The organism is Aquabacterium sp., from assembly GCF_004297345.1.
Taxonomy (GTDB): domain Bacteria; phylum Pseudomonadota; class Gammaproteobacteria; order Burkholderiales; family Burkholderiaceae_C; genus Aquabacterium.
Genome location: NZ_SCTN01000502.1, coordinates 1 through 25,764, shown reverse-complemented (window position 1 = coordinate 25,764; position 25,764 = coordinate 1). Strand labels below are relative to the sequence as shown.

Sequence of the window (25,764 nt, the reverse complement as noted above, 5' to 3'; positions counted from 1 at the left end):
ACCCAGGGGGCCGACAAGGCCCCGAGGGACAACGCACCACTGCGGCGCAGGAAGCCACGGCGATTCGGATCTTGGATGGTCATGATCGTGATCTCCTCAACGCTGAACCATGTAATCGGGGGACACCAGGATCAGGTAGAACGCGGCCTTGACACGGTTCGCCAGCCGGGCGCTCGTATCCTTCTTCATGGCATCGATCGCCTTGGTGATGCGCTCCACGGTCACGCTGGACATGGCCCTGGCCGACAGCATGAGGTTGAGCCGGTCGACCAGTTTGGTCGCGTCGGTGGCGATGGCCGTCCACTCGCTGTAGTCCACGCTCATGGCCTGGGCGGGCGCCCCATCCATGTGATTCCACATGAAGTTGGCATAACCCACCACAGAGGATTCGTCCGTGATCTGGAACTCGGGCGCCACGAAGCCATCGGCGCTCACGCCGGAGTTCAGGGGCACATAGCCCGGCCTGAAGAAGTTGAAGACGGAGGGCGAACGCATCGGGCTTTGCGCCAGGCGACTCGCAGCCGACAGATCGCCGATGCTCCACAGATTGTCAGTCGATTGCAAGCGAGCCAGCCGCCCCCATTGCACAAAGCGCAGCATGGGCTCGCGCAGCTTGCTGCGTTGCACGGCAGCCAGCCCGGTCAGCACATCCCGCGCCGTGGGGTCTGTCAGGACGGCCCGGATGACCGCTTTGAGATCACCTCGCACGCCTTGCCCGTTGTCCTTGAACTTGGCCGCCACGCGCATGACGTAATCCGGCGTGGGGTTGCTCATGACCAGGCGCTGAATCAGCTGGCGAGAGAAGAAGAACGGCACGTTATGGTGGTCACAGATGTGATCGAGTGCCTGCTCCAGATCACCAACAGCGTCATTGGCCTTGCCCTTGATCGTGAGCCCCAGGAAGGTCTTGTCGTCCTCATCGTGAAGCTCCGAGTGAGGCTTCATGGGCAAGCGGGTGAAATCGGGGGTCTGATCCTTGACATAGGCGGGCGGCGTGGCCACATCGAAATCCCACCCGGTCAACACCCGTGACAGGGCCATGACGTCCTCATTGGTGTAGGTATCGTTGGCCGTGGGCATGCCGTTGTCATCCAGCTCCTTGAGCCCGATCGTGAAGAGCTGCAGCAACTCGCGCGCGTAATTCTCGTCGGGGCGCCGCCCGCTGACGGGATCTGCCTTCTGGCTGCCACGCATGCTCAGGTACACGCCCATCGCGGGCGACAGGGTGATGCGCTCGATCAACTCGCGGAAGGTGCCAAAACACCCTGACTCCAGGATGTCCCAGTAGGCCAGGCAGGCGAACTGCCCCCAAGGGATCGGCATGTTGCGAATGGAGACAACGAAGATCTCGGACAAGGCCAGCACGATGCGCTGGCGCAGCACGTCCGGGCTCTTGAACAGGCGATACCAGAGCGCGTTGTCCAAGCCGAAATCACTGCCGATCAGGTCAGGTATGCCGTCCTTGTTCTGATCGAGCTTGCCAATACCCAGATCACTTGCGATTTGCCATGCCGAGGTAACAGGCACCATGGCGAACTGCGCATCCAGCCAGGCGTTGAAATTCAATCCGCTGTCTGTCAGGGCCTTGACCTCGGCCGTCGTGGCACCCAGACCGGCCTGATCGAGGAAGCGCACGGCGGCCTGCTCGTCTTCTGAAGTGGCCACTTTGCCGCCCGAGGCTTGCGCTTGCGCTTCGCTGTTTGGCGTGCCGCCCTCGCCTGCGCCACAGGCCGCAAGCGCCAGCGCACTCAAGGTGCCCAGCGCGACATTCGGCAAAGGCAAGGCAAGGCCTTGCTCAGACTCATCCCTGTGTTTTGTCATATTGATACGCAGTCCGTTAGCGGGGCTGACTCTAACTCATGCCCCAGACTGGCTCAATGCTTTCCCTGTGAGCCCCCTGCGAACAGGGGCTCCGGGCATGCCGTGCTGTGAAAATACGGAGCCGCATTGCCCTCCGGTTTGCGGTCTTACCAGGCATCCACAAAAGGCCGCTTGCGGCCATCGCGCGGCACGACCGGAGGCATAGCCGCCATCCCCCGCACCAGCCAGCGGCGCGTATCGGCGGGATCGATCACATCATCCAACTCCAGGTGAGCGGCCATGTTCAGCGCCTTGCCCTTTTGATAGGCCGCCGCCACCAAGCCGTCAAACAGTTGTTGACGCTGCACCGGATCTTCTATGGCATCGAGCTGCTTGCTGAAGCCCAGGCGCACGGCCCCTTCGAAACCCATGGGACCGAATTCGCCCGTAGGCCAGGCCACCGTGAAGTCGGGGGCCAGCAAGCTGCCTGCCGTCATGGCCTGCGCGCCCAGGCCATAGCCCTTGCGCAGCACCACGGTGAAGTAAGGCACGGTGATGCTGGCCGCCGCCAGGAACATGCGCGAGAAGTGCCGCACGGTGGCCGTCTTCTCGGCATCCGGCCCGACCATGAAGCCGGGCGTGTCGCACAGGGCAATCAGCGGGATGTCATAGGCATCGCACAGTTGCATGAAGCGCGCGGCTTTGTCTGCGCCAGGCGCGTCGATGGCACCACCCAGGTGGCGCGGGTCATTGGCGATCAGGCCCACAGGCTTGCCTTCGATGCGCGCCAATGCCGTGATCATGCCGGGCGCAAAGTCGCGGCGTAGTTCCAGCACGGAGCCGGTGTCGCATACGGTGTGGATGACCTCGCGCACATCGTAGACACGGGTGCGCTTTTCGGGCACCACATGGCGCAGCGTGCGTTGATCGGCGCATTGCCAATCGGGCGTGCGCCCCTGGAAGTAGCCGATGTACTGCTGCGCTACCTTGATCGCATCGAGCTCGTTGTCGACCACGATGTCGATGACGCCGTTGGGCGCTTGCATGCTGACCGGGCCGACCTCTTCGGGCGCGAACTTGCCCAGGCCGCCACCTTCGATCATGGCGGGTCCGGCCATGCCGATGGTTGTGTCTCGTGTGGCGATGATGACGTCGCAACAACCAGCCAATGAAGCATTGCCCGCAAAGCAGCGGCCATTGACGATGGCAATCGTGGGCGCTTGCCCACTCAGACGAGCCAGGCCCAGGAAGGTCATGTTGTCCAGCAAGGAGACGCCGGGGTATTCATCGTTGGGGCGCCCTCCACCCCCTTCGGCCCACAGGATCAAAGGCAACTGCCGCTGCAAGGCCAGGTGCAGCATGCGGTCGGTCTTCTTGTGGTTGATGATGCCTTGCGTGCCCGCGAACACGGTGTAGTCATAGGCCAGCACCATGCAACGGCCTACCTGCTCGCCGAACTGATCGGCATTGACCGTACCCAGGCCGGCGATCAGGCCATCGGCCGGGCTGCGCTGAATCAGCTCGGCTTCCTTGTGGCGGATGCGCTGTGAAGCCAGGGCCAGTGCACCGTATTCGATGAAGCTGCCCTCATCCAGGAAGTCCGCCACGTTCTCGCGCGCCGTGCGGTGACCCTTGGCATGGCGTTTGGCCACAGCATCGGGGCGACGTGCGTCCAGCGTCACCGCATGGCGTTCGATCACCTCGGCCAGATCAGGCCGGATGTGATCGGGATCCAGCGCCTGCTCACCCGAAGCATGGGCTTGCCCGTCATCGGCAGAAGGGTCAATGGCCAACAAGGCCTGCCCTTCGTTGACGACCGTGCCTGGCTCGGTCAGCACGGCTTCGATTCGGCCGCCTTGCGACGCGAGGATCTCGAACTCCATCTTCATGGCTTCGATGACGGCCACGCGTTGCCCCGTGCGGACCACATCGCCCGGTTGCACCAGCAGGCTCACCAGTGAGCCCGGCACATGGGCCCTCAAAGCCACGCACCCTTCAGGCAAGCTGGCGCCACCTTGGGCAGTTGCACCCTGGCCCGCCTGATCAGCATGCCAGGCATGTTGCAGTTCACGGGGGCGAGGCTGTCTGGTGGCTGATTCCAGCAATGCCGCCACGTGCAGCGACAACCAACGTGTGCTGACCTTGTAGCGAGGTAGATCGTCATGCGCCAGCAAGGCCTGCGCGAACGCGATGTTGCTGTCCACACCATCCAGGCGGAACTCGGCCAGGGCCCTGCGCGTGCGCTGCAAGGCGGCATCAAAACCAGATGGGTGATGCACGATGACCTTGGCCAGCAAGGTATCAAAGCCAGGATGCGGCTGCATGCCCGCATGGCCGCAGCCGTCTACGCGGATGCCGGGGCCTGCAGGCGGTTCATACGCGCGAATGGTGCCGCCTGCCGGCAAGGCGCGGCCATCGGGCCCCATGCGCTCCACATTGACGCGCACCTGAATGGCCGAGCCTCTGGGGCGCGCGATGTCTGATTGATGTACCTGCAATTCGGCCAGCGTGGCCCCTTGCGACAAGCGCAACTGCGTCTGCACCAGATCCAGGCCCGTGATGGCCTCGGTCACCGTGTGCTCGACCTGCAGACGCGGGTTGGCTTCCATGAAATAGAAGGTGCTGGAACCAGGTTGATCCAGATCCAGCAGGAACTCGAAGGTGCACAGGCCGCGCAGCGTCACGGCCTGCGCCATGGTCACAGCCGCATCCAGCAGATGCTGGCGCAATGCGGGATCCAGATCAGGCGCTGGAGCGATCTCGATCAGCTTCTGATGGTTGCGTTGCACGGTGCAATCGCGCTCCCAGGCATGACTCACGGCGCCCGTGCCATCGCCCAGCACCTGCACCTCGATGTGCCGCGCCCGCAGCACCAGTTGCTCGATGTACAGATCACCGCGACCGAAAGCGGCCAAGGCTTCAGCCTGGCAACGCTCGAAGGCCGGGGCGATGCCCTCGAACTGATCGACGATGCGCATGCCGCGGCCGCCACCGCCGGCCAAGGCCTTGATCATCACGGCCGCGCGCCCTTGCCCTGCTGATGCCAGTTGCTGGAAGAAGGTCTGCGCCTGATCCAAGGTGATGGCGCTGTCGATGCCTGTGGTGACCGGCACCTTGCAGCGCCGCGCCAAGGCCCTGGCCTGGGCCTTGTCACCCAGCTCATCGAGCACCTCTGGCGCGGGCCCCACGAAGGTCAGACCAGCTGCTGCGCAAGCTCTGGCGAAATCAGCGTTCTCGCTCAACAAGCCATAACCGGGGTGCACGTGGGTGCACCCCTGGGCCAGTGCGGCCGCCACAACCTGCTCGATGTGCAGATAGGCCGGCACGCCTTTGCCGGGCAGCACCTGCACGGCATCCATGTGGCTGGCATGCAGCGCGTCATGCTCGTCTTGCGCCATCAAGCCGACGGTGCGCCAGCCGAGTTCGAACGCAGCACGGGCAATGCGGATGGCGATCTCGCCACGGTTGGCGATCAGCAGGACAGCTTGAGAGTCTGAGGACATGGCGCAGCGAAATGCATGAAGCTAACAAGTTAGCGGACAGATCGCATCCTAGCCGAGTCCTCCAGGCTCGCCACCAGAGATCAGCGCACTGAGCGCAGGGCTCTCAAGGCTGTTTCTTGAACGGGAACATTTGCTGCTTGACGAAGCCTTCCGGCATGTAATCCCCGAGCACACCGTACCGCTCAGGAAAGGCCTCCTTGGCCTTCACCACGGTGCCGAAAATATGATCCAGGAAGGCGAAGTGCGCCGCGTAGTTGGTGTCCAGCGCGACCTCATCTGACGAGTGATGCCAGTGATGGAAATCAGGCGTGACCAACACGTACTTGAGCGGCCCCCAGGGCAAGTGCACATTGGCATGATTGAAGACGGCCTGGAAACCCACCACGATGATGTAGGCGTCCATCACCGACTTCTCGAATCCGAAAACATACAAAGGCCCCAGCACGCAAACGCGCGTGACGACCAACTCCAACATGTGCATGCGAGAGCCGGCAATCCAGTCCATCGTCTTGGCACTGTGATGAACGGCATGGAATCGCCACAGGAAAGGTACTTCGTGATAAGCCCGGTGCGTCCAGTACTGCATCAGATCGGCCACCAGAAGGCACAGCAACAACTGGGGTAGAAACGGCAGGTTCTGGACCATGTCCTGGAAGCTGTCTCGCACCATCCAGCCGAACACACGATGAATCATGAAATTCACGGTCAGGAGCACCAGGCCCACAATGAAGTGATTGACCACGAAATGGGTCAAATCTGTTTGCCAGCCGGAACGGAAGACGGCCTGCCCTTTGTACAAAGGGAACAACTTCTCGATGACCACGAAGATCAAGGTAGAGCCCAGTAGATCCAGAATGAACCAGTCCAGGCCGATATAGGGCGTGTGATCTGGAAAATCGCCAACAGGGACCTTGGAGCCGCCCATCATCACAGCCAACCCCACCAATGCCAGCGCGCACAGATTGAGCCTTCTCTGCTTGTTGAGCGTCACATTGGCCAAGGAGATGGCGCCCGCAAGCAAGAGGCCCCAGAACAGGATCTGACGCAACACGGGCACAGAGTACTTGTGCCGCAACTCAGGCGTGGTCAGGTACTGAGGGAACCAGAACGCGAGCACACCCATCAAACCCAGAAAACCCAGCGTGAGCGCCAATGCGCCACTGGCCAAACCCACGCCAGGCTGAAGTTCACCACTGCCCTTCAATAACTCGGCGGTCTCTTCAACTGCCTCACCAAGCACCTTGACAGGCTTGACAACGGTTTGATCGACCAACTGCTCTACCAGCGAGCTCTTTTCATCTGACAACTGGTTCACGTCGCGTTTGTCCAAGTGGCACCCCCTATGGCTATTCGTTCGCTTGGCATCGCGGGCACACCCGCGTGCCGCGAAGAATAAGCGGATTCAAGCGGGCAGCGATCCCACTAAAGGAGGGGGTGACAGAGGCCCGCACTCAACGCGCCAACCGCTCCCGCATGCGCTGGGCCGCCTGCACCATATTGCCCAGCGCCGCTTCGGTCTCAGGCCAGCCTCGGGTCTTGAGGCCGCAGTCCGGGTTGACCCACAAGCGCTCAGGCGGGATCACGTCGCATGCACGCTCCAGCAGCTTGAGCATGGCGTCCACGCCCGGCACGCGTGGCGAGTGGATGTCATACACACCCGGCCCGATCTCGTTGGGATACCTGAACTCGCCAAAGCCATCGAGCAGCTCCATGGCCGAACGCGAGGTCTCGATGGTGATCACATCGGCATCCATGGCGGCAATGGACGGCAAGATGTCGTTGAACTCCGAGTAGCACATGTGGGTGTGGATCTGGGTGTCGTCACGCACACAGGCGGCCGAGATCTGGAAAGCACGCACGGCCCAATCGAGGTAGCGCGGCCAATCGGCCTGGCGCAAAGGCAGCCCTTCGCGGAACGCAGGCTCGTCGATCTGGATGATGCGGATGCCGGCCTTTTCCAGATCGGCCACCTCGTCGCGAATGGCCAAGGCCAGTTGCAAGGCCGTCGTCTCCCTTGGTTGATCGTCTCGCACGAAGGACCACTGCAGCATGGTGACCGGCCCTGTCAGCATGCCCTTCATCAGCTTGCTGGTCAGCGATTGCGCATAGCGTGTCGTCTCCACGGTCATGGCTTCGGGGCGAAACACATCACCATAGATGATGGGCGGCTTGACGCAGCGCGAGCCATAGCTTTGCACCCAGCCGTTTTCCGTGAAAGCATAGCCCCACAGCTGTTCACCAAAGTACTCGACCATGTCATTGCGCTCGGCCTCGCCATGCACCAGCACATCGATGTCCAGCGCCTCTTGCTTGCGCACGGCCAGTTCGATCTCGCTGCGAATGGCGGTGAGGTAATCCAGCGCGCTGAGTTCGCCGCGCTTGTGGCGTGCGCGCAGTTGGCGAATGCCGGCGGTTTGCGGGAATGAGCCGATCGTGGTGGTGGGCAGTGGCGGCAACTGCAAGGCCTCGCGCTGTACAGCGATGCGGTGCACGAAGGGGCTGTGCCTTTGTGCCATCTCGGGCGTCACCTGGCGCAGGCGCCTTTGCACCAACTCGTGTGTGACCCGGCCCGATTGCCTGCGTGAGGATTGCGCTGCATCGCTGGCTTGCAGTGACGCGGTGATGGCCGCTTCGCCTTCGTTGAGGCCCTGCGCCAAGGTTGAAACTTCGCAGAGCTTCTCCGTAGCAAAGGCCAGCCAGGATCGGATCTCAGGGTCCAGCTTGCCCTCGCCTTCCAGCGACACCGGGACGTGCTGCAGCGAGCACGATGGCGCGATCCACAAACGATCTCCCAAACGCGCATGCAAAGGCTGCAGCGTGGCCAGCGTCACGCGCAAATCATTGCGCCAGATGTTGCGCCCATCGATCGCCCCGGCAGACAGCACGGCATCGCCAGGCAGGGCGGCCAGCCAGGCATCGAGCTGCTGCGGCGTCCGCACCAGGTCGATGTGAAAGCCCTGGACTGGCAACTGGCAGGCCAGCAAAGCGTGATTGGCCGCGGTATCGAAATACGTGGCCAGCAACAACTTCACGCCCGCATCGGCCAGCTCCTCGTAGGCAGGCTGATAAGCCGCCAACCAGTTGGCAGGCAGATCAAGGCACAAGGCTGGTTCGTCGATCTGCACCCACTCCACCCCGCGCTGCCGCAAGGCGGCCAGCAAGCTGCGGTAAGCCGCGACCAGGCGCGGCAACAGACTGAGTCGATCAAACGCCGCAGGCGCCCCCGGGCATTTGGACAGCCACAAATAGCTCAACGGCCCCAGGATCACGGGCTTGGGCCGATAGCCCAGTGCGCGCGCCTCGTCCACTTCATCGAGGATCCAGTTCACGCCGCCATCAAACTGCGTCTGCGGGCCCAGTTCAGGCACCAGGTAGTGGTAATTGGTATCGAACCACTTGGTCATTTCCATGGCCGGCTGTGCGGCATTGCCACGGGCCAGTTCGAAATACTGCTGCAGTTGAAGGGCTCGTGCGTCAAAGCCAAAGCGGGCGGGCAGAGCCCCCAAGGTGGCCGACAGGGTCAGCGTCTGGTCGTACCAGGCGAAGTCGCCCACGGTGACGTAGTCCAATCCCGCCGCCTGCTGCGCCTGCCAGTGACGCCGCCTCAGGTTTGCGCCAACCTCGCGCAAAGCGGCTTCGTCGATCTCGCCCCGCCAGAAGGCCTCTTGGGCGAACTTGAGTTCACGTTGCGCACCGATGCGCGGAAATCCCAGAATGTGTGTGCGTGCCATGTGGCGCTCTCTTGATCGTGATCTGAAAGAGCGGCAGTGTGGTCACGCCATTGAATTGAATCAAGCGACATGTTTTCATCCTGACTTGAATGAATTTCATGTCAGATGCAGCAGGGCCGCGCGCTGTCTACAGTCGGCCCAAAGCCTGCCGGATCCGCTCGACGGTCTGATCGATGGGCGCGCGGCTGGAGACATCCAGCCCCAAGGCGCGCGCAATCTGGTTGACGATGGCCGGGTTGAGCGGCAAGCCGCCCTTGTCCACAGCAGCAATCAACTGCCGGGCGCGTTGCACTTCGGGCGGCGCGTCGGCATGCGGCTGGCGCCATTGCTGCACCTTGCGTTGCAGCCAGTCGGTCCAGGGCATGGTCAGCATGCTGCGCTCCCGGCAAGCAGGCAGGACCAGCACGCCACCAGGCGAGCGATCTGCACATCAAGTATCAGGAGGGAAGACATGGTCAGCATGGATAAGCACCTTCCGGCTTATCGGCATGTTTCACGCCCAGCTTGAGCGGCACAGCGAGCACAGCCTCGCAACTCAAGCGGATTCAAGCTGTGTACGCAGCGCCTCGCAAAATTCGGCTGATCCGCTGATCGACAAGGTCACCGTATGGCGAGGCACACCCGCCTTGCCCTGCTGTGTCCGCACCCGGCCCGATGCTGGATCAAAAACCGGATGCTCGTTGACGGTGTACTCCTGCTGCGCCTGCAGATCATGGTTCCACGCGAAGCCATCCTCCACCGCCCCGCAGTCCGCGCCAAAAGCCTGCACGGCCCAACGCAGAACCTGCTCGACCTCGGCATACACGTTCGCAAGCTGGGAGGGGCTCACCGAAGCCATGGCATCGAAAGTGCCCGTGCCGTCCGTGTTCTCGCTGTAATCAAAATCGAGGTAGTTCAGGTTCATGAACGAACCATACAACAGGTGCTCAGATGAGCCGCCCTGAATCGAATCCGACCCGCACGGCACCCCAGTGCTGGCCATTGATGTAGATCGGCATGGACAGATCGTTGATGACCTCGCCGGTATCGCGCAGATAGCTCTGAAACAGGAAGGGCTTCGTGTTTTTCGCCAGCTTCTGTCCCACCGGGTCATCAAAGATGCGTTTGGATCGGCATTGAAGCAGATCCGTCTCGTACACACCCGTCGGGGCTTGCGAGAACTTGGCATTGTGCGCCGGCGCATAGCCCTTGTTGTCAACGGCCAGGGCATAAACGCATCCAGGCAGGCTGCCCATCACCTTGTCGAACAGGCCTTGCAGGTAGGATTCCACAGCTGCGTCATAGCTCGTTGTGTAGCGCGGCGGGTTGGAGCCCTCGATCTGCTGGTATTGCTGATCAAAGACCTTGGCGCCACGAGAAGCCATGCCGAGAAGGTATCGCCCAACCTCATCGCGCAAGCCTTCCGTGGCCAGCACCAGGGAGTCAAACACCGTGCCGCCCGTTCTGAACTCGGCCAGTGAGGTCTGGATGTCTTCGGTGTGCAAGCGCAGTTGATCCACCCTCCGGGCCGAGCTGCTCATGGCCTCGTGCACCTCGTTGGCCACGCGGGCCACGCCGCCAATGCGCTCATTCATATCGCGGTTCACGCCAGCGAGTTCCTGCGCAGAAGAGCCGATGGATTCGACCGTGCCCGTGAGCTGACGGAAGTCCGCCACAAAGGCCTCAAAACGCTGCACCGTGGCGCCGATCTCGTTGACCGAGTCGATCACGCCACGCTGAATGAGCTCGGTCCCCTGGGCCGTGGAATCGACCAGCTTGATCATTTCGTCGCTGCGGTTGCTGATCTCCTTGGTTTCGGCGTTGACCTGCTCGGCCAGGCTGCGCACCTCCTTGGCGACAACGGAAAAGCCCTTGCCCGCCTCACCGGCCCGCGCCGCTTCGATGGCCGCGTTGAGTGCCAGCAGATTGGTTTGCATGGCGATCTTCTGGATGATCCCGCCGATCTCGCCAATGGCCTTGGCGCGGTCCGCCAGTTGCCTGACCGTCTGGGAAAATTCGTCGACCGATTGCTCGATGCTCAGCATCCGGTCCTTGACACGTGCCAGCTCATCCATCGATGCCACGGCCGAGGAGAGATTGCGCGAGGCCGTATCGGCCACACCCAACGCACCACTCTCCACCTCGCCAGACAAGGCCGTGACCCTGGCTGCAGATGCGGCAAGCGCGCCCGCGTCCTGACGTTGCCGCTCGACCTTCAGCGAGCTGGAGTCCACCTCCTTCTTGAGGTGCGCCACATTGATCGCCGTTTCGATGCTGCCGCCGCGAGCGGTCAGCACCAGCGCCCGGATGCGTTTGAGAAAACGCCCGAATTGCAGGCCCGCAGGCGTGATGGACGGCACAGGCGAATCCAGCGACGCCGCACCTTTGTTCAAAGCCGCCAGCACCGCCGTCATGGAACCGGATCTGACAAGACGACTCAACCAGGATCCCTGAGACATGACCGGGCACTCCCCATCAATGTGACAGCGTCCAAGATATAGAAAGCCCAGCCACTAATCCAGTGCGCAAGCGTGATTTAACGCAAGCGTGCCGCCCTCGTGAACCCATGCCGTTCACGTGGCGCAACAATGCCACAAAGACGACCTCAGGGTATGCGAGCGACAATGCCCCGGCATTCACACAGGAGCCCCTACGATGAACCGTTTGCTACTGGCCTGCCTGGCCCTGACCGCGGGCGCCGCGCACGCTGCACCCACCTCATATGTGATCGACCCCAGTCACACCTTCCCCAGCTTTGAGGCAGACCACATGGGTGGCGTCTCGGTGTGGCGAGGCAAGTTCAACAAGTCCTCCGGCAAGGTCACGATGGACCGCGCCGCATCGACGGGTGAAGTCGAGATCGTGATCGACATGGACAGCATCGATTACGGCTTCGACCTGATGAACGAGAAGGCGAAAAGCGCCGAGCTGTTCGATACCGCACGCTTTCCCAAATCGGTCTACAAGGGCCGCCTGGATGGCTTCGTGAACGGCTCGCCCACCAAGGTATCGGGCGTCTTGACCATGCACGGTGTGACCAAGCCTCTGACGCTGCAAATCAACTCGTTCAAGTGCATCCCCCACCCCATGCTCAAGCGCGAGCTGTGTGGCGCCGATGCCCTGGCCACGCTGAACCGCGCCGACTATGGCATTGACGCAGGCAAGCCCTGGGGCTTCAGCATGGACGTGACCTTGCGCATCCAGGTGGAAGCGGTCGCGGCGGAGTGAGCACGCCGGCCGAGACGGCTCAGGCCGCGGCGGTCAACTCGGCCACGCGGGCCTTGAGCCTGACGTTCTCAGCCTGCAGATCCTGCAGGATGCGTTGCAAGCGCCCGATGAACTGCTCGTCAGTCTCATCGGGCTGCTGGTTGGCCAGGAATGGTTTGGATGGCACGGCATCGTCTGTGGCCTCGCCGTCATCCAGCATGGCGCCCACGGCCGCTGCACGCGCCTGGGCCTTGGCCTCGCGGATCTGCTTGGCGGCCTGGCGCAACTCCTTCTTGCCGCCGGCGGCGGCAGCAACCTGCTCTTCCACTGGCAGCGAGGCCACGATGGCGGCGGCGTTGATCGAAATGTCGCCAGCCTTGACGGCCGCCACGAGCTCGGGCGCGGCCGTCTTCTGGATCTTCTCGATCTGGCTGATCGTTGTGGCGCTGATGCGCGCCGCCTTGGCCAGCGCCTCGCGGCTGGTCATGGGCTCAGTGGATTTCGTGGCCGCAGCTTGATCGGCTTGCGCGGTAGCCGCGTCGGCGGCAGGTGCTTCAGCTTGCGCGGCATCGCCCTCAGCCGGGGCCTTGCGCGCACCGACTTGCTGCCCCCGTGCACTGAGAATGTCCTTCTTGCGCAAGGCCAGCACGCCTCGCTGAAAATCCGACACGCTGCGGCGGCCCAGATGCTGGTCGATCATCCACAGGTGCACATCCTCCATGGATTTGAAGGCGGGATGCTGGATGGTTTGAAACGGGATGCCATGCTTCTGGCAGATGCCATAACGGTTGTGGCCATCCACCAAAATTTCGCCCCACAGCACGAGGGCGTCGCGGCAGCCTTCGGCCAGGATGCTGCGCTCCAGCGCTTCGTGCTCCTCAGGCGTCAGGGGATCGATATAGGCACGCAGTTCGTCGAGGACCGAGATATTCATGGCGAGAGGGCGGGGTACTGCAAAGGGTCAGAACGGCGCTCGGCAAAAAAAGATGGCGCCACGAGGGGCGCCATTCTAAGTGGCCGGGTCAGGCGCCCTGCTGGCACCTCGCTCACCGACCGACGTGAAAACTGATCAGGATCTGGCTTACTTCAGTTCGGCCGACGATTTGCCCAGCAAACGCCGCGCAATGATCAGCAACTGGATCTGCTGCGTGCCTTCGAAGATGTCGAGGATCTTGGCATCACGCGACCACTTCTCCAGCAAGGCGGTTTCGGTATAGCCGATGCTGCCAGCCAGCTCCACACACTTGAGCGCCACGTCCACGCAGGTGCGGCCTGCCTTGGCCTTGGCCAGCGAGGCCTCCAACGAGTTCGGGCGGGCGTTGTCGGCCATCCAGGCAGCCTGCATCGTCAGCAGGCGCGCGGCTTCGTAGTCAGCCTGCATGCGGATGAATTCGGCTGCAGCCGCAGACTGGCGAGCAGCCGGCTTGGCATAGTCCACCGCCATGCCGCAATCCTTGAGGATCTTGCCCATCTCTTCGATGCAGGCGCGGGTCAGACCCACGGCCATCGCGGCCACCAGCGGGCGTGTGTTGTCGAAGGTTTGCATCACGCCGGCGAAGGACTTCTCCGGATTGATGGACGGATCGCCCAGCAGGTTTTCCTTGGGCACACGGCAGTTCGACAGGATGAAATGAGCCGTATCGGAGGCCCGGATGCCCAGCTTGTGTTCCAGGCGCACCAGATCGAAACCAGGCGTGCCTTTTTCGACCACGAAAGATTTGATCGCCGAGCGGCCCAGGCTCTTGTCCAGCGTGGCCCACACGACGACCAGATCGGCGCGCTCACCCGATGTCACGAAGATCTTTTCGCCATTGAGCACGTAGTGATCGCCATCGAGCTTGGCCGTGGTGCGGATGGCCGCCGAGTCAGAACCGCAACCGGGCTCGGTGATGGCCATGGCGGCCCAGCGGCCTTTGAAGCGCTTGAGCTGCTCGTCATTGGCCACGGAGGCAATCGCCGAGTTGCCCAGGCCCTGGCGTGGCATGGACAAGAGCATGCCCACATCACCCCAGCACAGTTCCATGATGGACAAGGCTGTGGACAGGTTGGTGCCGTTGCGGTTGCCTTGCGACTTGTCATTGGCATCGCGGCGCACGCCCGTGGCACCGGTGCCACCGACTTCGCTGTTGCCTTCGTTCATGCCGTCGATCACGGCGGCCAGCATGTCCAGCTCGACCGGGCGATCATGCTCGCCCAGGTCGTATTTGCGGGAGATCGGGCGCAGCACCTCGGCAGCGGTTTCGTGGGCCTGGCGCACCAGGGGCTTGAATTTGCGGGGAACGTCAAGATTGATCATGGGTGTGTCTCGTGATGGTTGGCAACAGCGAAGGCTTAGAGCAAAAGCCCACCCTCCATCAAAGCCACCGACCGCAGATCGCGGTACCAACGCTCCACCGGATGCTCCTTCACGAAACCGTGGCCACCCAGCAGTTGCACGCCGTCATTGCCAATCTGCATGCCCTTGTCGGCACACAGGCGGCGGGCCAGTGCCACGGCCTGGCCGAACTCTTCATCGGCATCGATCAGGCTGGCAGCGCGCCAGGTCAGCAGGCGCATGCCGCCCAGTTCGATGGCCATGTTCGACACGGCAAAGGCCACGGACTGGCGATGGCTGATGGGCTCGCCAAACGCTTCACGCTCGTTCACGTAGGGCACGATGTAATCCAGCACGGATTTGGCGCAACCGGTGGCCAGGGCGCACCAGGCCAGTCGGCTCAACTGGATGCATTCCTCATACACGGCCGCACTGCCTTCGCCCAGCAGATTGCCAGCAGGCACTGATACCGACTCCAGGCGCAAGCGGGCAGACCCGGCAGCCCGCAGGCCCATGCTGCGGTCTTCTTCCACTGACAGGCCCTTGCTGGACGACTCGACCAGGAACAAGGCAGGGCCCGCGCCCTCCAGATGCGCGGCCACGATGAACAGCTCGGCCGACTTGGCCAGTGGCACCATGGCCTTCAGGCCCGACAGCACGAAACCGCTGCCTGAGCGCACCGCACGCGTCTGCAAGACAAAGGGATCGAACAAGGCCACGGGCTCCTGCACGGCCAGCGCGGCGGCCGGCGGCTTGTCACCCGCGAAGTCAGCCAGATAACGCGATTGCTGATCCGCGTTACCCCACAACACCAAAGCCGTGCTGACGGCAGAGGGTGCCAATGCGGCGAAAGCCAGGCCCATGTCGCCTTCGGCCATGGCTTCAGCGATCAGGGCGTTGGTCACAGCCGAGCGCTCGGCGCCCATGCCCCCCAGGGATTCGGGGATACCCAAAGCGGTAAAACCCAGTTCGGCGCACTGAGCCAGCAAGGCCTCTGGCGCTGCGTAAGCTGCGTCAGCCGCAGCGGCGGCCGGGCGCAGTTGCTCCATCGCAAACGTGCGTGCGGCATCCTGCAGTGCGCTTTGATCTTCGCCCGGCGTCAGGTCGAACAAATCGCCACCGCCACCGCTCTTGGGCAGACGCTGCGGCGACCCCAGGTTCTTGACCGCCTTGAAAGCCCGGTTCGCGGCCGTGACCGTCTTGAAGCCGGCCTTGGTGCCGTGATAGAGCACTTTTTCGGTAGGTTTGCGCAAGTTGAGCTTGTCCAGTTGGGGATTGGCTGCCATGCGGCTCAAAGAACGCAGGCCGAGACGTGTGAGCGATGTCATGGGTTGGATAAGATGCCGGATGTGAATGGATGATCTGACGGGCATCTTGCCGAAAGCGCGCCCCCAGGACTTGTCTTTCTGCGCCAGTCCACTTGACCGGACTTGCCAGACGGGCGAAACAAGCCCGAAAACTGTCTCCTTGCTTCGTCCTCGCCTTGCCCCTCGCCCTCTACCGCGCCACAGGAGTACCCCCGTTTTGCCGCTGATGCCCTCTGACCCCACTGCCTCAGCCTTGCGCAGCTGGCTGATGGCCGCCAAAAGTGCGGTCGAGCAGCGGGGTGTGGACGCCAACGCCTTATTGCAGCAGGTGGGCCTGGACCTGTCCAGTGCCACTGACCCCATGGCGCGCTTCCCCGCTCACCTGGGCCTGGCCTTCTGGCAAAAGGCTCTGGCGCAAATCGACGAGGAGTTGATCGGCATGGAGGTGGCGCTGCAGCAGTTCATGCCGCTGAACTTCAACGCCCTGGGGTATGCCCTGATGGCCTCGGAGAGCCTGGGCCAGATGTACCTGCGCCTGTCTCGCTATGCGCACATCGTGACCGACGCGGCCGACATCCGCTTCGAGGTCGATGAGGGCGCCGGACGGCTCAGCATCAGCGGCGACACGACCTTGCTGGGCACGGTGGACGAAGCCACGCGCTGGAGCATCTTCGATTACGCCGTGCTGACCGTGGTGCGTGGATCGCGCCTGCTCTACGGCCGCGAATTCATGCCCCTGGAGATCCGCCTGCAGCGCCGCCAGCCCAAGGCTCACGCCAAGCTGGAGAAGGTGCTGCGCTGCGTGCCGATCTACGGCTGCGAGACCAACACGCTGGTGGTGGACCTGGCCACCTTGAACAAGCCACTGTCGTTCGCCAACCTGGACGTGGTCAAGGCCAGCGAAACCACACTGGACCGCTATCAATCGAACATCAACGAGCGCCCGCTGAAAGACCAGTTGGCCACCGTGCTCAAAGAGCTGCTGCCCAGTGGCGAGCCGCGCCAGGAAGACGTGGCCGAGCGGCTTTCCATCACCTTGCGCACCTTGCAACGCCGGCTGAGCGACGAAGACACCTGCTACCGCGACGTGCTCAACGACACGCGCCACCAACTGGCCTTGAGCTACCTGGCGGGCGAGCAATACTCGATCGGTGAAGCGGCCTTCCTGCTGGGCTTCTCCGAGGTCAGCGCCTTCACCCGCGCCTTCAAGCGCTGGACGGGCTCCTCGCCGCGTGAATGGCGCAATCAGGCGGAATGAGCGCGTAACGCCACGCGCCCACCTACACTGTCGCCCTGCTGCCGCGCCCTGAATTTCGCCATGCGCATTGAAGACATCCGCCAGCGCCTGCTCACCCTGGGCGCCAAACCCATTCACATCCAGCGCGTGCTGCGCCTGTGGTCGCAAGCCTTGCCGCAAGAAGGCGGCAAACGCCGCCCTGAAGACTTCCTGCCGCTGGAGGTGCGCGAAGGCCTGCCCGCTGTGCTGGCCGACATGGACGGCCTGGCCCGCATCCGCTCGGAACACCCTGGCGAGGACGGTTCAGCGCGATTGCTGGTTGATCTGGCCGACGGCCAGACCGTGGAAAGTGTCCTGCTGCCCCGCAACGGCCTTTGCGTGTCGTCGCAAGTGGGCTGCGCCGTGGGCTGCGTGTTCTGCATGACCGGCAAGGAAGGCCTGCTGCGCCAGTTGGGCAGCGCCGAGATCGTGGCGCAAGTCGCCCTGGCCCGCACGCGCCGCAAGGTCAGCAAGGTCGTGTTCATGGGCATGGGCGAGCCGTCACACAACCTGGACAACGTGCTCGAAGCCATGGACCTGCTGGGCACGATCGGCAACATCGGCCACAAGAGCCTCGTGTTCTCCACGGTGGGCGACCCACGCGCCTTCGACCGCCTGCAAAGCCTGGAGATGGGCCAGGTCCGCCCTGCACTGGCACTGTCACTGCACACGACCAAAGCCGACCTGCGCGCCCAGCTGCTGCCCCGCGCCCCCCGCATGTCACCCGAAGAACTGGTGGAACGCGCCGAGCTGTATGCCCGCACCACTGACTACCCGATCCAGTACCAGTGGACCTTGATCGAAGGCGTCAACGACAGCGAAGAAGAGATCGAAGGCATCGTGCGCCTGCTCAAAGGCAAGTACGCGCTGATGAACATGATCCCCTACAACACGGTGGACGAACTCGACTTCAAGCGCCCCTCATGGGAACGCGCCGCCGAAATCGCCCGCACCCTGCACCGCAGAGGCATCCTGACCAAACTGCGGCAATCCGCCGGGCAGGATGTGGATGGGGGATGTGGGCAGCTGAGAGCCCGTGACATGAGTGGCGCCAACCAAACCCGCCCCGTGCGCGTCATCAGGTCAGCAGCATCCAACGCTGCGGACTAAACCAGCGCCCCCCCACACACCCGAACCACCACGCCAAGAAGCGCCCACAGGCGCGAGGTGGACAACGCAGCGAAGTAAAGAAGGAGGATCGGGCCTAGCCCGATCCGGGTGACATGAGCGGAGTTGTCCACCTCGCGCCGCTCTAGCCGCTCGCAGTTCGCCCCAACAACTCAACCCTCCTGCGTCAACCCGAACTGCGCCACATACCAATCCAGGCACCCAGGATTGGCCATCGCATCCTTGTTGACCACCTTGGCCAGCGGCTGCCCCAGGAACACCTTCTTGATCGGCACCTCCTGCTTCTTGCCCGACAAGGTTCGCGGAATCTCCGGCGCCTGCAGCGTCAGATCCGGCAGGAAGCGCGGCGACACCGCCGTCTTGATCGCCTCATTGATCCGCCCCTGCACCGCCGCATCCAGCACAAGCCCCGCACGCAGCACCACGAACAAGATCATGCGGCTCTCACGCCCCAGGTACTCCAGATCGATCACCATCGAATCCAGCACTTCCGGCAAAGCCTCCACAGCCGCATAGATCTCGCTGGTGCCCATGCGCAGGCCATGCCGGTTGATCGTTGCATCACTGCGGCCATAGATCACGCAGGAACTATCAGCATCGATCTTGAGCCAGTCGCCATGGCGCCAGACGCCGGGGTACACATCGAAGTAGCTCGACAAGTAGCGGGCATTGCCCTCATCCCCCCAGAAGAACAAAGGCATCGAAGGAATCGGCTTGGTGCACACCAACTCGCCCACCTCACCCATCACGGGCTGCCCCTGCTCGTTCCAGGCCTCCACGGCGGCACCCAGATAGCGGCACTGCAAACGCCCCGGCACCAGCGGCAACTCGCGATGCCCGCCGATGAAGACACCGCAAAAGTCCGTGCCGCCCGAGATGTTGCTCCACCAGATATCGGGCGTGCCGATGCGGGCAAATTGATCGGTACCCCAACGCTGAGTTTCTTCCGACAAGGGCGAGCCGGTGGATCCCAGTGCGCGGATGCGTGACAAGTCACCGCACTGGCCGATATCCACACCAGCCTTCATGCAGGCAGCATAAAAAGCCGCGCCCGCGCCAAAGTACGTCACCTTGTGCCGCGCGGCAAAGCGCCACAACACCGTCCAGTCAGGCGCGTCCTTGCTGCCGCCCGGGCTGCCATCGAACAGACAGATGGTGGCACCACTGAGCAGGCCGCTGATCTGGCTGTTCCACATCACCCAGCCAGTGGAGCTGTACCAATGGAAGCGCTCACCCAGGCTGTTGGCGGCGTAGCTGCACCCCACGTCGCCGTGCTTGTTGCCTGCTGCACTCACCATCAGGATGCCGCCATGGCCATGCACCAAAGGCTTGGGCAGACCCGTCGTGCCGCTGGAATACACGATCCACAAAGGATGATCAAAGTCCAGCCACTCGGGCTCGAAGGCACGCACGGCCTCGTCATCACGGGCCACGGCTTGCGCAAAGCTCAGATCGGCCTTCACGGGCTGGGCCGCAAAGGCGCTTTCCAGCACGATGACTTTCTCGACCGAGGGCAAGCTGGCGCGCAAGCCCTCCACCACCGCACTGCGATCCAGGCCCTTGCCAGCGTAGTGCACGCCATCGGCCGCGATCAGCACGCGTGGCGTGATCTGCTGAAAACGGTCGGTCACGGCCTGCGTGCCCATGTCGGGCGCGCACACACTCCAGATGGTACCCACGCTGGCACAGCCCAGAAAGGCCACGACTGTTTCCGGCACATTGGGCAGGTAGGCCGCCACGCGGTCGCCCTTTTGCACGCCCAGGTCTTTCAGCGCCAGCGCGAACGAGGCAACCTGCCGGCGCAACTCGGGCCAACTCAGCTCGCGCACCTGCCCCAGTTCGTTGTCACTGATGATGGCGGGCACACCCGCCGCCTGTGCTGCATCGACATGACGCAAGACGCGCTGCGCGTAATTGACCTTGACACCGGGGAACCACTTCGCGCCGGGCATGCGCGCATCGGCTAGCACCGCCGAATAAGGCGTGGGCGACTGCATGCCCTCGTAGTCCCAGACGCTTTGCCAGAAGGCCTGCTGGTCGCCCACGGACCACTGCCACAAGGCGTCGTAGTCATCAAAGTGCAAGCCGTGCTGAGCCTGCAACCAATCCTGGAACAATCTGATCTGAGGGATGTAGGGAGGACGCATGCTGAAACCGTGCCAAATCAAGTTGCGGTGCATTATGTCTGCGTGCCTGGCGCAAGGTCCTCCACAATTCACCCACCCTGACAACAGCAAGGCTTGCACATGACCGGATTGACCGTGACACCCCGTGGCGACGACTTCAGCCGCGTTCACGCCACCCTGCAACGCTATGTGGACGCCGACATCCTCGCGGGTGTGTCATCGGCCGTGCTGATCGGCCAGGATCTGGTGGACCTGCATTGCACAGGTTGGGCCGACAAGGAAAACCAGATCCCGATGCGCGCGGATCACATCTTCCGCGTGTACTCCAACTCCAAGCTCATCACCACTTGCGCCGTGTTGCTGTTGTGGGAAGAAGGCCGCTTTGATCTGGACGAGCCCGTGGACCGCTTCATCCCGCAACTGGCCAACAGACAGGTGCTCAAGCCCGGCGCCACCGAACTCGACGATGTCGAACCTGCAAAAGCCCCCATCACCATCCGCCACCTGCTGACGCACCAGTCTGGTCTGAGCTATGGCCTGCTTGATCCCGGCACATTGATCTACAAGGCCTACAGCGCTCGCAAGATCCTGAGCCCCAACACCACATCGGCCCAGAAGATGGACGCCCTGGCCGAACTGCCACTGCTGTTCCATCCCGGCGAGGGTTGGGAATATTCGATCGCCATCGATGTGCTGTCACACTTGATCGAGGTGATCAGCGGCCAGCCCTACGATGCCTTCATCCAGTCCCGCATCCTGGGGCCATTGGGCATGGTCGATACCGGCCTGGTCATACCCGAGGAGCAACAGCACAGGCTGGCCGCGTTCTACATGGGCGCCGATCTGGCCAACCCCATGAAGCCCGGCCTCACGCGCAACGACAACGCGCCGTATCCGCAGGCCAATCTGAAGCCCTTCGCATGGCTGTCTGGCGGCGGAGGCCTGGTCTCGACCTTGCCTGACACGCTGGCGCTGTTGCGCAGCCTCATGCCTGGCGGCACTGCCTTGCTCAAGCCCGACACGATCGCGATGATGATGCGCAACCAGTTGCCCGATCAACGCTGGATCAAGTTCCCGCGTTTCGGCGAGCTGATCGGCAAAGGGTTTGGCATGGGGGGCGCCGTCACCTTGATGCCATCGCCCTTCGACCCGGCCGAATCCACCGACGAATTCCAGTGGGGAGGCCTGGGCGGCACCCACTGGTGGATCTCGCCTCGGCACAATATGGCCGGCTTGTTGATGACCCAGCGTCACATGGCCTTCTGGCACCCCTTCTCGTTCGAGTTCAAGCAAGCGGTGTATCAAGCGGTCCTTGGGCGTTGAAGCCTGCCTGAACCTGCCATCACCTCGTCACGACATCACCCGCGTGGCCACGCCCACATACAGCGGAATGCCCAAGATGATGTTGAAGGGAAAGGTGATGCCCAGCGACATCCCGAAGTACAGCGACGGCTTGGCCTCCGGGATGGCGTAGCGCAAGACAGCAGGCACGGCAATGTAGGAGGCGCTGGCCGCCAGCACCATGAGCAAGGCCGTGTTGCCCATGCTGACACCGCATGCGGCAGCCAGACCCAAAGCCAGGCTGGCATGAACCAACGGGGCGAGCAAGGCATAAGCCAGCAGCCAGGGCGATTGGTGCTTGAGATCGGCCACATTGCGGGCGGCCATCAAACCCATGTCGAGCAGGAAGAAGGCCAACATGCCTTTGAAGAGACTGATCGAGAACGGCGCCATCATGGCCTGGCCGGCTTCACCGGTCAGCATGCCAATGGCCATGGCCCCCAGCAGCAGCAACTGAGCACCATCCGTGAAGGATTCGTGCAGCACCTTGCCCAGAGGGATGGATGCCGAGGCTGGCGCCGTCAAGGCCAGCGTGCCGCCACCGAGCACTTGGGTTGAGCCAGCCGTGTTGGCCTGACGCAAGGCGTTGGCCGTCAGCACCGCCATGATGATCGCGGGCGACTCCATCAAGGCCATGGCCGCGGCCATGTGCCCGCCGTAGCTGATGCCGCGCGTCTCCAGGAACTGGATCGTGGTCATGAAAGTGACAGCGCTGACCGAACCATAGGTCGCGGAAATGGCTGCCGCGTCATAAGCGCTCATGCGCCGTTTCAGGATCTGATAAGACACCGCCGGAATGATCACGGCCAGGCTGACCGCCAGCCCCAGCGTGCTCGTCACCTCAGGCGTGAAGCCAGATTTGGACAGGGCAAAGCCGCCTTTGAGCCCCAGTGCCATCAACAGATAGAGCGACAGAAATCGGGAGATCTGAGGCGGAATGGCCAGATTGGATTTCACGGCCCCAGCCAACACACCAAATACAAAAAACAGGATGGCTGGATCAAGCAGATTGGACATACCTACGGCACTTCATTGAACAACGCTGCCGATGGTAGGCAAAGTCATTGATAATGAAAAATCAATTTATCTGATTGTTTCCATAGAACTAAATCTATGAATGCAACTTTCCGGCAATTGCGATTGTTTCTGGCGCTGTCAGAACACCAGAGCATCACCGCTGCGGCCAGGGCTTGCCACGTCACGCAACCGACAGTGTCCATGCAACTCAAGGAGTTGGCCGATGCAGTGGGCATGCCGCTGTACGAGCAGATCGGCAAACGGCTGTATCTGACCGAAGCGGGCGAAACCCTGGCGCAATCGGCGCGCGCCATGGTGGACGAGTGGTCAGCCTTCGAGCAACGCATCAATGGGCTGAAGGGCCTGACGCGAGGCCGCTTGCGGCTTGCGGTCGTGAACACGGCGCAGTACTTCGTGCCCACCTTGCTGGGCAGCTTCTACGCCAGCCATCCCGAGATCGACGTGGCGCTGGAGTTGCTCAATCGGGATGCCATCGTCGCCCGGCTGCGAGACAACCGCGATGACCTCTACATCATGTCGATGCCACCCGAAGACATCGAACTGGAAAAGCACGCCTTCCTGCCCAACCCGCTCGTGGTGATCGCCCCGGAGGGGCATCCACTCACCGGGCGTCGCAGACTTACCCTACAGCACCTCGCCAACGAGCGCTTCATTGTGAGAGAGCGCGGCTCCGGCACACGCATGGCCTGTGACGCCCACTTTGCCGAGCAAGGCTTTGTACCCAAAGTTCGGCTGGAGCTGGGTAGCAACGAGGCCATCAAGCAGTCCGTGGCCGCCGGCATGGGGCTGGCCGTGATGTCTCGTCACGCGCTGGCCGCGGACGTGACACAGGATCAGGTGGCCATCCTGAACCTGGCTGGCTTCCCCATCCAGTCACGCTGGTGGACGCTCTACCCCAAGGGCAGAAGGTTATCGCCCGTGGCCAGCGTTTTCCTGGAGCACATCGAACGCACGGCCCGGGACTGGTACGCCCAACGTCAGAGGTAGTGCACCTCGATCGTGGCGTGCACGATCTCCTCATGCACCTTCAAGGCTTCGCGGATCAAGGCAGGCGTCAAGGCCTGATCGCGTGTGACCACGGTCAGGGCGCATGAATAAACTGCCTTGCCCACGCGCCACACGTGCAGATCGGTCAGATGGCTGTCCTCATGGGCGTCGAGTTCGGCAATCACTTCGCGGATTTCTTCAACCACGGGGTGATCCATCTCGCGGTCCAGCAGCACCTTGCCGGTCTCGATCACCAGGCCCTTGGCCCACACGGCCACCAGCACAGCCCCCACCAGCCCCATCACCGGATCCAGCCAGGACCAGCCATACATCCAGCCGCCGATCAACGCCAGAATGGCCAACACCGACGTGGCCGCATCGGCCAGCACGTGCACATAGGCAGACTTCAGATTGAGATCATGCTGATGCCCGTGAGCATGATGGCCATGGTCGTGATGCGCATGATCGTGGCCGTGATGATGGCGCCCATGCCCGCCATGATCATGGTCATGCACACCGCCCAGGATGAACGCACAGACCAGGTTCACGACCAGGCCCAGCCCGGCCACGATCAAGGCTTCCCGGTAATGAATGGGCTCAGGCGTCAGCAGGCGCTCCACTGATCCGAAGATCATCAAACCCGCCACACCCACCAGGAACACCGCACTGGCAAAGCCCGCCAGCACCTCGATCTTCCAGGTACCAAAGGCAAACCGAGGGTCCTTGGCATAACGCCGTGCTGACGCATAGGCAAACGCGCTCAGGCCGATGGCCACGGCATGTGAACTCATGTGCCAGCCATCGGCCAGCAGCGCCATCGAGTTGAACCACCAGCCTGCGCTGATCTCGATGACCATGGTGGCCAGGGTGATCCACATCACCAGCTTCGTGCGGGTCTCGGCCTGCTGGCTGCCCTCATCAAAGATGTGATCGTGGATCCATGCGGACAATTCAGTGTCTTTCATGACTGCACCTTCGTTTGTAGCGATCCATGCAGATCAGGCGAACAACTTGTCGATCTTGAGCAGCGTCAGGGCGCCCATCACGGCAAAGATCGCCGCGGCAATGCCGTGCACCAGTTTCATGGGGATCTTCTCGGCAAAGCGGTTGCCCACAAACACGGCCGGCACATCAGCGATCAGCATACCCAGCGTCGTGCCTGCCACGACCATGAATGGCGAGACATAGTGCGCAGCCAAGGCCACTGTGGCCAGTTGCGTCTTGTCGCCCATCTCGGCCAGGAAGAAGGTCACCAGCGTGGCGCCAAACACGCCCAGCTTGTGTGCCACCTTTGTCTCTTCCTCTTCGATCTCGTCGGGGATCAGCGTCCAGATGGCCATGCCAATGAAGCTCAGGCCCAGCACCCAACGCATCACATCGGGGCTCACGACTGACGTGATCCAGGTGCCCAAAGCACCGGCCAGCCCATGGTTGACCAAAGTAGCGGCCAGAATGCCCAGGATGATGGGCACAGGGCGCTTGAAACGCGCAGCCAGGATGAAGGCCAGCAACTGGGTCTTGTCGCCGATTTCGGCCAGAGCGACCACGCCGGTCGATACGAAGAGGGATTCCATCTCAGGTCCTTGGCTGGTGTGTACGCATGACCATAAGCCGCCCACCAGCCGTGAAGCAGCACATGGTCAGACGTCTTGCCAAGAAAAGGCCGGGGCCGATGATCAGTGCTGATCAGCCCGGGGCCGTAACCGCCAGCGCCATGGCTCTGTGGAGCCAATTATGTTGACGCGGGCCACCTCGCGACGAGGTGAAGCTACTCCCGAATGACAGGCGAGATTGTACCAAAGCTGCCACAAGGGTCATTTTCGGCCTCGCGTCGCCCCCCCCCAAAAAGACGTCACGGCCAGGCCAAAACAGCGATCACACGCAATCGCATCGCCACTTCCGCCACGGGCCCCCTCGATGGTGAAAACCCACCTTGGGGGGATGCGAGCAGGCCGCCCGACGAATTCAATAGCGACCTGTCAGCACGGCAACGGCGCCACGAAAGGCTCGCCAAATGAACCACCCGC

19 protein-coding genes and 1 riboswitch are annotated in these 25,764 nt (G+C 62.5%); of the genes, 5 read left to right on the top strand and 14 right to left on the bottom strand.

Annotated elements, in window-relative coordinates; translation table 11 throughout:
* Positions 1–96: 96 nt before the first annotated feature.
* The 7 genes from EPO09_RS19455 to EPO09_RS19425 all read right to left on the bottom strand — a co-directional run bounded on the left by EPO09_RS19455 (position 97) and on the right by EPO09_RS19425 (position 11,472).
* Positions 97–1,782, bottom strand: a complete 1,686-nt coding sequence (locus EPO09_RS19455; protein WP_290645754.1) for a DUF1800 domain-containing protein — start codon at positions 1,780–1,782, stop codon at positions 97–99.
* Between the two features lie 185 nt (positions 1,783–1,967).
* Positions 1,968–5,303, bottom strand: a complete 3,336-nt coding sequence (locus tag EPO09_RS19450) for a carboxyl transferase domain-containing protein (RefSeq protein ID WP_290645751.1) — start codon at positions 5,301–5,303, stop codon at positions 1,968–1,970.
* Between the two features lie 103 nt (positions 5,304–5,406).
* Positions 5,407–6,543, bottom strand: coding sequence for a sterol desaturase family protein (locus tag EPO09_RS19445; RefSeq protein WP_290645756.1), 1,137 nt, complete (start codon positions 6,541–6,543; stop codon positions 5,407–5,409).
* 211 nt (positions 6,544–6,754) lie between these two features.
* The gene (gene metE / locus EPO09_RS19440; RefSeq protein ID WP_290645749.1) at positions 6,755–9,034 is read right to left on the bottom strand and encodes a 5-methyltetrahydropteroyltriglutamate--homocysteine S-methyltransferase; all 2,280 of its coding nucleotides are present in this window, start codon (positions 9,032–9,034) and stop codon (positions 6,755–6,757) included.
* Between the two features lie 127 nt (positions 9,035–9,161).
* Complete coding sequence (locus EPO09_RS19435) at positions 9,162–9,407, bottom strand: hypothetical protein (RefSeq protein ID WP_290645747.1); 246 nt, start codon at positions 9,405–9,407, stop codon at positions 9,162–9,164.
* 162 nt (positions 9,408–9,569) lie between these two features.
* Complete coding sequence (locus EPO09_RS19430; RefSeq protein ID WP_290645745.1) at positions 9,570–9,938, bottom strand: hypothetical protein; 369 nt, start codon at positions 9,936–9,938, stop codon at positions 9,570–9,572.
* 22 nt (positions 9,939–9,960) lie between these two features.
* Positions 9,961–11,472, bottom strand: a complete 1,512-nt coding sequence (locus EPO09_RS19425; protein ID WP_290645743.1) for a methyl-accepting chemotaxis protein — start codon at positions 11,470–11,472, stop codon at positions 9,961–9,963.
* 196 nt (positions 11,473–11,668) lie between these two features.
* Here EPO09_RS19425 and EPO09_RS19420 point away from each other — a divergent pair, with 196 nt between their 5' ends.
* The gene (locus tag EPO09_RS19420; RefSeq protein ID WP_290645741.1) at positions 11,669–12,241 is read left to right on the top strand and encodes a YceI family protein; all 573 of its coding nucleotides are present in this window, start codon (positions 11,669–11,671) and stop codon (positions 12,239–12,241) included.
* 19 nt (positions 12,242–12,260) lie between these two features.
* Here EPO09_RS19420 and EPO09_RS19415 read toward each other — a convergent pair whose 3' ends face one another.
* From EPO09_RS19415 to EPO09_RS19405, 3 genes are all read right to left on the bottom strand, one after another.
* On the bottom strand, positions 12,261–13,154 hold the full coding sequence (locus EPO09_RS19415) for a plasmid replication/partition related protein (RefSeq protein WP_290645739.1): 894 nt from the start codon (positions 13,152–13,154) through the stop codon (positions 12,261–12,263).
* 147 nt (positions 13,155–13,301) lie between these two features.
* Positions 13,302–14,516 carry an acyl-CoA dehydrogenase family protein gene (locus tag EPO09_RS19410; protein ID WP_290645737.1) on the bottom strand — a complete coding sequence of 405 codons (1,215 nt, stop codon included), beginning with the start codon at positions 14,514–14,516 and terminating at the stop codon, positions 13,302–13,304.
* Between the two features lie 35 nt (positions 14,517–14,551).
* Positions 14,552–15,820: an acyl-CoA dehydrogenase family protein gene (locus EPO09_RS19405; protein ID WP_290645736.1), complete on the bottom strand. Its 1,269-nt coding sequence runs from the start codon at positions 15,818–15,820 to the stop codon at positions 14,552–14,554.
* 247 nt (positions 15,821–16,067) lie between these two features.
* Between EPO09_RS19405 and EPO09_RS19400 the strand changes: the two genes are divergently transcribed.
* Together EPO09_RS19400 and EPO09_RS19395 are read left to right on the top strand one after the other, a co-directional pair.
* Positions 16,068–17,099 carry an AraC family transcriptional regulator gene (locus tag EPO09_RS19400; protein WP_290645734.1) on the top strand — a complete coding sequence of 344 codons (1,032 nt, stop codon included), beginning with the start codon at positions 16,068–16,070 and terminating at the stop codon, positions 17,097–17,099.
* A 60-nt stretch (positions 17,100–17,159) separates the two neighbouring features.
* Positions 17,160–18,227: an RNA methyltransferase gene (locus EPO09_RS19395; RefSeq protein WP_290645732.1), complete on the top strand. Its 1,068-nt coding sequence runs from the start codon at positions 17,160–17,162 to the stop codon at positions 18,225–18,227.
* 170 nt (positions 18,228–18,397) lie between these two features.
* On the opposite strand, the gene EPO09_RS19390 is transcribed toward EPO09_RS19395, so the two are convergent.
* Positions 18,398–20,392: an acetoacetate--CoA ligase gene (locus EPO09_RS19390; protein ID WP_290645730.1), complete on the bottom strand. Its 1,995-nt coding sequence runs from the start codon at positions 20,390–20,392 to the stop codon at positions 18,398–18,400.
* A gap of 99 nt (positions 20,393–20,491) precedes the next feature.
* On the opposite strand from EPO09_RS19390, the gene EPO09_RS19385 reads away from it, so the two are divergent.
* Complete coding sequence (locus tag EPO09_RS19385; RefSeq protein WP_290645729.1) at positions 20,492–21,694, top strand: serine hydrolase; 1,203 nt, start codon at positions 20,492–20,494, stop codon at positions 21,692–21,694.
* Between the two features lie 27 nt (positions 21,695–21,721).
* On the opposite strand, the gene EPO09_RS19380 is transcribed toward EPO09_RS19385, so the two are convergent.
* The gene (locus EPO09_RS19380) at positions 21,722–22,729 is read right to left on the bottom strand and encodes a sodium-dependent bicarbonate transport family permease (RefSeq protein WP_290645727.1); all 1,008 of its coding nucleotides are present in this window, start codon (positions 22,727–22,729) and stop codon (positions 21,722–21,724) included.
* A gap of 96 nt (positions 22,730–22,825) precedes the next feature.
* Here EPO09_RS19380 and EPO09_RS19375 point away from each other — a divergent pair, with 96 nt between their 5' ends.
* Complete coding sequence (locus EPO09_RS19375; protein WP_290645725.1) at positions 22,826–23,737, top strand: LysR family transcriptional regulator; 912 nt, start codon at positions 22,826–22,828, stop codon at positions 23,735–23,737.
* On the opposite strand, the gene dmeF is transcribed toward EPO09_RS19375, so the two are convergent.
* On the bottom strand, positions 23,728–24,702 hold the full coding sequence (gene dmeF / locus EPO09_RS19370; RefSeq protein WP_290645723.1) for a CDF family Co(II)/Ni(II) efflux transporter DmeF: 975 nt from the start codon (positions 24,700–24,702) through the stop codon (positions 23,728–23,730). The genes EPO09_RS19375 and dmeF overlap by 10 nt on opposite strands.
* A 33-nt stretch (positions 24,703–24,735) precedes the next feature.
* The gene (locus EPO09_RS19365; RefSeq protein WP_290645721.1) at positions 24,736–25,311 is read right to left on the bottom strand and encodes a TMEM165/GDT1 family protein; all 576 of its coding nucleotides are present in this window, start codon (positions 25,309–25,311) and stop codon (positions 24,736–24,738) included.
* A gap of 3 nt (positions 25,312–25,314) precedes the next feature.
* Positions 25,315–25,526: riboswitch (yybP-ykoY riboswitch) on the bottom strand.
* Between the last annotated feature and the right edge of the window lie 238 nt (positions 25,527–25,764).

Coding starts and splice junctions, on each gene's coding strand:
- EPO09_RS19450 (WP_290645751.1), bottom strand. CDS start 5,303: ATGTCCTCAGACTCTCAAGCTGTCCTGCTGATCGCCAACCGTGGCGAG.
- metE (WP_290645749.1), bottom strand. CDS start 9,034: ATGGCACGCACACACATTCTGGGATTTCCGCGCATCGGTGCGCAACGT.
- EPO09_RS19435 (WP_290645747.1), bottom strand. CDS start 9,407: ATGCTGACCATGCCCTGGACCGACTGGCTGCAACGCAAGGTGCAGCAA.
- EPO09_RS19430 (WP_290645745.1), bottom strand. CDS start 9,938: ATGAACCTGAACTACCTCGATTTTGATTACAGCGAGAACACGGACGGC.
- EPO09_RS19425 (WP_290645743.1), bottom strand. CDS start 11,472: ATGTCTCAGGGATCCTGGTTGAGTCGTCTTGTCAGATCCGGTTCCATG.
- EPO09_RS19420 (WP_290645741.1), top strand. CDS start 11,669: ATGAACCGTTTGCTACTGGCCTGCCTGGCCCTGACCGCGGGCGCCGCG.
- EPO09_RS19415 (WP_290645739.1), bottom strand. CDS start 13,154: ATGAATATCTCGGTCCTCGACGAACTGCGTGCCTATATCGATCCCCTG.
- EPO09_RS19410 (WP_290645737.1), bottom strand. CDS start 14,516: ATGATCAATCTTGACGTTCCCCGCAAATTCAAGCCCCTGGTGCGCCAG.
- EPO09_RS19405 (WP_290645736.1), bottom strand. CDS start 15,820: ATGGCAGCCAATCCCCAACTGGACAAGCTCAACTTGCGCAAACCTACC.
- EPO09_RS19400 (WP_290645734.1), top strand. CDS start 16,068: ATGCCCTCTGACCCCACTGCCTCAGCCTTGCGCAGCTGGCTGATGGCC.
- EPO09_RS19395 (WP_290645732.1), top strand. CDS start 17,160: ATGCGCATTGAAGACATCCGCCAGCGCCTGCTCACCCTGGGCGCCAAA.
- EPO09_RS19390 (WP_290645730.1), bottom strand. CDS start 20,392: ATGCGTCCTCCCTACATCCCTCAGATCAGATTGTTCCAGGATTGGTTG.
- EPO09_RS19385 (WP_290645729.1), top strand. CDS start 20,492: ATGACCGGATTGACCGTGACACCCCGTGGCGACGACTTCAGCCGCGTT.
- EPO09_RS19380 (WP_290645727.1), bottom strand. CDS start 22,729: ATGTCCAATCTGCTTGATCCAGCCATCCTGTTTTTTGTATTTGGTGTG.
- EPO09_RS19375 (WP_290645725.1), top strand. CDS start 22,826: ATGAATGCAACTTTCCGGCAATTGCGATTGTTTCTGGCGCTGTCAGAA.
- dmeF (WP_290645723.1), bottom strand. CDS start 24,702: ATGAAAGACACTGAATTGTCCGCATGGATCCACGATCACATCTTTGAT.
- EPO09_RS19365 (WP_290645721.1), bottom strand. CDS start 25,311: ATGGAATCCCTCTTCGTATCGACCGGCGTGGTCGCTCTGGCCGAAATC.